Raw genomic sequence first — 468 nt, 5'->3', positions numbered from 1 at the left:
GTTGTGGATGGAGATATAGGCCGCCACCGCCGGGCAGCCGGTGGACAGCGCCTCGAACACCAGCGCCGCGTCCAGCCGGCCAAGCCCGCTCCCGCCCACATCCTCCCGCACATAGATGCCGCCGAACCCCAGCTCCGCCGTCGCGCGGATCACATCCAGCGGGAAATGCTTCTCCTTGTCCCAGGCGAGCGCATGCGGCGCCAGGCGCTCATCGGCGCAGCCGCGCGCCATATCGGCGATCGCGCGCTGTTCCTCGGTCAGCGCGAAGGCCGGGGCGGGCAGGGGCGAGATCTGATCCATGGCGGGGGACCTCTTCAGGACATGGTGGGAATGACGAAGCTCGCTCCTTCCTTCACGCCGGAAGGCCAGCGGGCGGTGACGGTCTTGGTCTTGGTATAGAAGCGGATCGAATCCGGCCCGTGCTGGTTCAGATCGCCGAAGCCGCTCGCTTTCCAGCCGCCGAACGTG

1 protein-coding gene is annotated in these 468 nt (G+C 67.9%); it reads right to left on the bottom strand.

The window, feature by feature from the left end:
* Nucleotides 1-300: acyl-CoA dehydrogenase family protein (locus R5H29_RS00050; RefSeq protein WP_332328524.1), on the bottom strand; the 300-nt coding region annotated here is incomplete at its 3' end.
* Nucleotides 301-468: the final 168 nt, after the last annotated feature.

Origin of the sequence: Stenotrophomonas sp. A3_2 (genome assembly GCF_036624925.1) — a bacterium.
Lineage (GTDB): Bacteria > Pseudomonadota > Gammaproteobacteria > Xanthomonadales > Xanthomonadaceae > Stenotrophomonas > Stenotrophomonas hibiscicola.
This window is presented reverse-complemented; position numbering and strand designations above follow the sequence as displayed.